At 70.9% G+C, this 3,730-nt stretch carries 6 protein-coding genes and 1 pseudogene; 2 read left to right on the forward strand and 5 right to left on the reverse strand.

The window, feature by feature from the left end; genetic code table 11:
- The 3 genes from HMPREF3086_RS16470 to HMPREF3086_RS16480 all read right to left on the reverse strand — a co-directional run.
- Nucleotides 1–213, reverse strand: a 213-nt coding sequence (locus tag HMPREF3086_RS16470) for a hypothetical protein (RefSeq protein ID WP_141764138.1), incomplete at its 3' end; no start/stop codon positions are given.
- A 94-nt stretch (nt 214–307) separates the two neighbouring features.
- A complete protein-coding gene (gene greA / locus HMPREF3086_RS16475; RefSeq protein WP_061229936.1) occupies nt 308–805 on the reverse strand; it encodes a transcription elongation factor GreA in 498 nt (165 codons plus the stop codon).
- 134 nt (nt 806–939) lie between these two features.
- Nucleotides 940–1,398: a DUF4307 domain-containing protein gene (locus HMPREF3086_RS16480; protein WP_061229935.1), complete on the reverse strand. Its 459-nt coding sequence runs from the start codon at nt 1,396–1,398 to the stop codon at nt 940–942.
- Between the two features lie 138 nt (nt 1,399–1,536).
- Between HMPREF3086_RS16480 and mca the strand changes: the two genes are divergently transcribed.
- Both mca and HMPREF3086_RS16490 read left to right on the forward strand, forming a co-directional pair.
- Complete coding sequence (gene mca, locus HMPREF3086_RS16485; protein WP_061229934.1) at nt 1,537–2,460, forward strand: mycothiol conjugate amidase Mca; 924 nt, start codon at nt 1,537–1,539, stop codon at nt 2,458–2,460.
- Nucleotides 2,457–2,783 carry a hypothetical protein gene (locus tag HMPREF3086_RS16490; protein ID WP_061229933.1) on the forward strand — a complete coding sequence of 109 codons (327 nt, stop codon included), beginning with the start codon at nt 2,457–2,459 and terminating at the stop codon, nt 2,781–2,783. The genes mca and HMPREF3086_RS16490 overlap by 4 nt, the downstream gene beginning before the upstream one ends.
- A gap of 50 nt (nt 2,784–2,833) precedes the next feature.
- Here the strand turns inward: HMPREF3086_RS16490 and HMPREF3086_RS16495 are convergent, their stop codons facing one another.
- Both HMPREF3086_RS16495 and HMPREF3086_RS16500 read right to left on the reverse strand, forming a co-directional pair.
- Nucleotides 2,834–3,544, reverse strand: coding sequence for a CE1759 family FMN reductase (locus tag HMPREF3086_RS16495; protein WP_070722984.1), 711 nt, complete (start codon nt 3,542–3,544; stop codon nt 2,834–2,836).
- Nucleotides 3,541–3,730 (reverse strand): annotated as a pseudogene (locus HMPREF3086_RS16500) (5,10-methylene tetrahydromethanopterin reductase); the annotation flags it as partial. The pseudogene HMPREF3086_RS16500 and the gene HMPREF3086_RS16495, both read right to left, overlap by 4 nt.

The raw sequence follows: 3,730 nt of genomic DNA on the forward strand, positions 1-3,730 counted from the left end.
CCCGCCGCCGGCGCCGCCCGCGTCGTTCGCGTCGTCCGCGGGGTCGGCGTCCAGGCGGCGGGCGAGCTCCTCAGCGACCTCGGGGGTCCAGGTGTAGAGATCGTCCTCGAAGGGTGACTGGCCGGTCCGGAGTGCCGGACCCAGGACCCTCGCTGCGGCCGCCTCGATCGTCGGGGCAGGGCCGTGGGGCCTGTTCTGGGAACCGTCTGACACGTTTCGAACTCCTGCTACGCCGGCGCTGAGTCGGGCACGTCTGGCCGCCCCGACATTCGTGAAGAACCTACCACCGGGGTCGCCACGGAGCAGGTCAGCTCTGGTACGGCTCCGCGGTCACGACGGTGACGGAGACCTTCTTGCCGTTGGGGGCGGTGTACTCGCGGGTCTCGCCGTTCTTGGCGCCCAGGACGGCCTTGCCGAGCGGCGAGTCGGGCGAGTAGATCTCGAGGTCGTCCTTGCCGGAGCCCTCGCCGCGGGTGCCGATGAGGAAGGTCTCCTTGGTGTCCTCGTCGCCGTTGTAGTACGCGCGGACGACGGAGCCGATGAGCGCGACGCCGGACTCGGTGGGCGTCTCGCCGACCTGGGCGTTGGCCAGCAGGTCGTCGATGGTGCGGATCCGCGCCTCCTCCTGGCCCTGCTGCTCGCGCGCGGCGTGGTAGCCGGCGTTCTCCTTGAGGTCGCCCTCCTCGCGCCGTTCGTTGATCTCGGCGGCGATGACCGGGCGGTTGGCGATCAGCGCCTCCTTCTCGGCCATGAGGCGGTCGTACGAGTCCTGGGTCAGCCAGTGGACCTGGGTGTCGTTCGCCATGAGCGCACTCCAATCTGTTCGCGTGCGTGACTTAATAAAAACACGGCCCCGCGGAACCGGAGCCGTGCTGAAGCGCCAATATTAACACAGTCACCGCCGCGCGAGGGCGGTGGTGGGTCGGGCTCGCAGGCGCTCTACCTGCGCAGGTAGTCCGGGACGTCCTCGCCGCAACCGTAGACGTCGGCGACGAACGCGCGGTCGGTGGTGAACACGGACGCGGTGATCTCGACGGTGCCGTTCTCGGACGGAGGAACGTAGACCTCACGCCGGCCCAGCTCGCCCTTGGACTCCTCCTGAGCCCGGATGATGCAGTAGGCGGGCGTGCCCGGTTCCTCGCGGGTGACGGTGAACGTGAGGTCGACCCGGCCGGAGTCCACGACCTCCACGCCGGTCGCCTCGCCCGAGATGTCGGGCGTCTGGTTGAGGCGGTACATCGTCACCACGCCGGCCACCAGCAGCGCGCCCACGAGCAGGACGAGGAGAACGGCGACGACCTTGCCGGCCACGCCCGAGCCGCGGTCGGCGTCGGCGTACCGGTCGGCGGGCGGCCCTGCGGGGCGCCGCGACGGGGCGTCCGACCTCGGCTCATTCATGGGGGCCAGGGTATCCGGGCGCGTCGGCGAGGACGGTCGGGGGGTCCACCGGGGCACGGGCCGGGGGCACGGCGCGCGGCGACGCCCATAGAATGGTGCGGTCCTCCACCTACTCGAGAAGAACGGCAGGTGCACCCGATGGCCGGTCTGCGGCTGATGGCGGTCCACGCCCACCCTGACGACGAGTCGTCCAAGGGGGCGGCGACCATGGCCAAGTACGTCGCGGAGGGCGTCCACGTGCTGGTCGAGACGTGCACCGGGGGAGAGCGGGGCGACATCCTCAACCCCGCGATGGACCGCCCGGACATCACCGCGAATCTGCCCGCGGTTCGCGTGCGCGAGATGGCGCGCGCCGCCGACATCCTGGGCGTCGACCACCACTGGCTGGGCTACGTGGACTCGGGGCTACCCGAGGGGGACCCGTTACCGCCCCTGCCGGAGGGGTGCTTTGCCCTGGCCGACGACGACGAGGTCACCGAGGCCCTGGTCCGCAGGATCCGCGAGTTCCGGCCACACGTGATGATCACCTACGACGAGAACGGTGGTTATCCCCACCCGGATCATCTGAAGGTGCATTCGGCGTCGATGGCCGCCTACGAGGCCGCCGCGGACCCGGCCCGGTATCCGGACGCTGGCGAGCCGTGGGCCATCGCGAAGGTCTACTACACGCACGGCTTCCCCCGGCGCCGCCTCGAGCTGCTCGACGAGGAGCTGTACGCCCGCGACGGCGTCCGCCACTTCGACGAGTTCCTGTCCCGCTGGAAGGACCGTCCGGACGTGATGGAGCGGGTGACCACCCGGGTGGAGTGCGCGGACTACTTCGAGCAGCGCAACTCGGCCCTGCTGGCGCACGCCACCCAGATCGACCCCAACGGCTGGTTCTTCGCCGCGCCGGTGGAGATGCAGCAGCGGGTGTGGCCGACCGAGGAGTTCGAACTGGCAGCCAGTCGGGTGGGCTTCCCTCAGCTCGGTGAGGGAGAATACGAGACAGACCTCTTCGCGGGAGTCGACCCGTCGGTCGAGCTCCCGGTCGGACCGAGCACGAGTGAGGACGCGCGATGATCACCCTGGGACCGGACGTCCAGATCCTGGCGTACGAGTCGGCGATGATCTTCGCTCAGAACCAGTCGCCCGGCACCCCCGGGTACAACGACAACCCGGTCGGCCCCGAGTTCGGCAAGGCCTCGCCGCTCGGTATCCCCCTCGTACTGCTGCTGCTCATCGCCACGGTCCTGCTCGTGCGCAACATGAACAAGCACATCAAGAACCTGCCGGAGAGCTTCGACGCCGAGAACCCGGCGCCGGACCAGCTCGCCGACGAGGGCACCGACCGCTCTGGTGTGATCGGTGCCCCCGGTAGCGACGAGGTGGGCGACCCGCGCTGACGCCCCGCGGCGTCAGGCGCGCCGGCCGGGTGTCCGGTGCCGCTGCCGGTCTAGCGTCCCAGGAGATCGCCCATCGGGACGAAGTCGCTGAACTCGTCGTCGTCGTCCCGTCGTCCCCGCTTGTCATCCGCGCGCGTCGGCTCGACCGCGCCGGCGGTGACCCCCGCGAACCGCAGCATGTAGTCGCCCAGTTCGGTCCCCACCCGGACGGCGCGCGTCCGTAGCGAGTTCTCGTCGCCCGCGGTGGACACGGCGCCGAAGTCCTCGGCGGCAGCGAACACGGTGGTGGGCACGACGTCGGCCTTGAGGTAGGCGAACATCGGCCGCACTGCGTAGTCGACCGCCAGCGAGTGCCGCGCCGTCCCGCCCGTCGCGCCCAGCGCCACCGGCACCCCGGCGAGGGTGCCGGGCTCGATGACGTCGAACAGCGACTTGAACAGGCCGGAGAACGACTGGTTGTAGATCGGCGTCACCGCGATCAGCCCGTCCGCGCGGCCGATCGCGTCGATCGCCGCGCTCAGCTTCTCGCCGGGGAAGCGGGTGACCGTCGCGTCGACGACCTCGTGGGCCAGCTCGCGCGCCTCGAGGACCGTCACCTCGACGCGCTGCCCGTGGCGGGCGAGGGCGTCACGGGTGGCGGAGGTGAGTTGGTCGGCGAGCATCCGCGTGCTGGAGGGCACGGAGGTGCCCGCGGCGACGACGACGAGGTTGAGCGACCGCTCGTCAGGGGCGGTGTGGTCGGTCAGGTGCTCGGAGCTCACTTGGACTCCTTTCCGGCCGGCGCCTCGGCGAGGCGGGCCTGGGTGCGGCGGTTGCGGGCCAGCGACTCCTGCTGTGCCCGCTGCCCGCCCTCGGCGGTGAGGCCCGTCCAGTTGTCGCCGGTGCCGAAGCGGTAGGCGTCGGAGTAGGCGGGCTCGCCGGCGGCGGCGAGTTCGGCGTCGCGGGCG

The sequence above is a fragment of the Dietzia sp. HMSC21D01 genome (assembly GCF_001815995.1).
GTDB lineage: Bacteria > Actinomycetota > Actinomycetes > Mycobacteriales > Mycobacteriaceae > Dietzia > Dietzia cinnamea.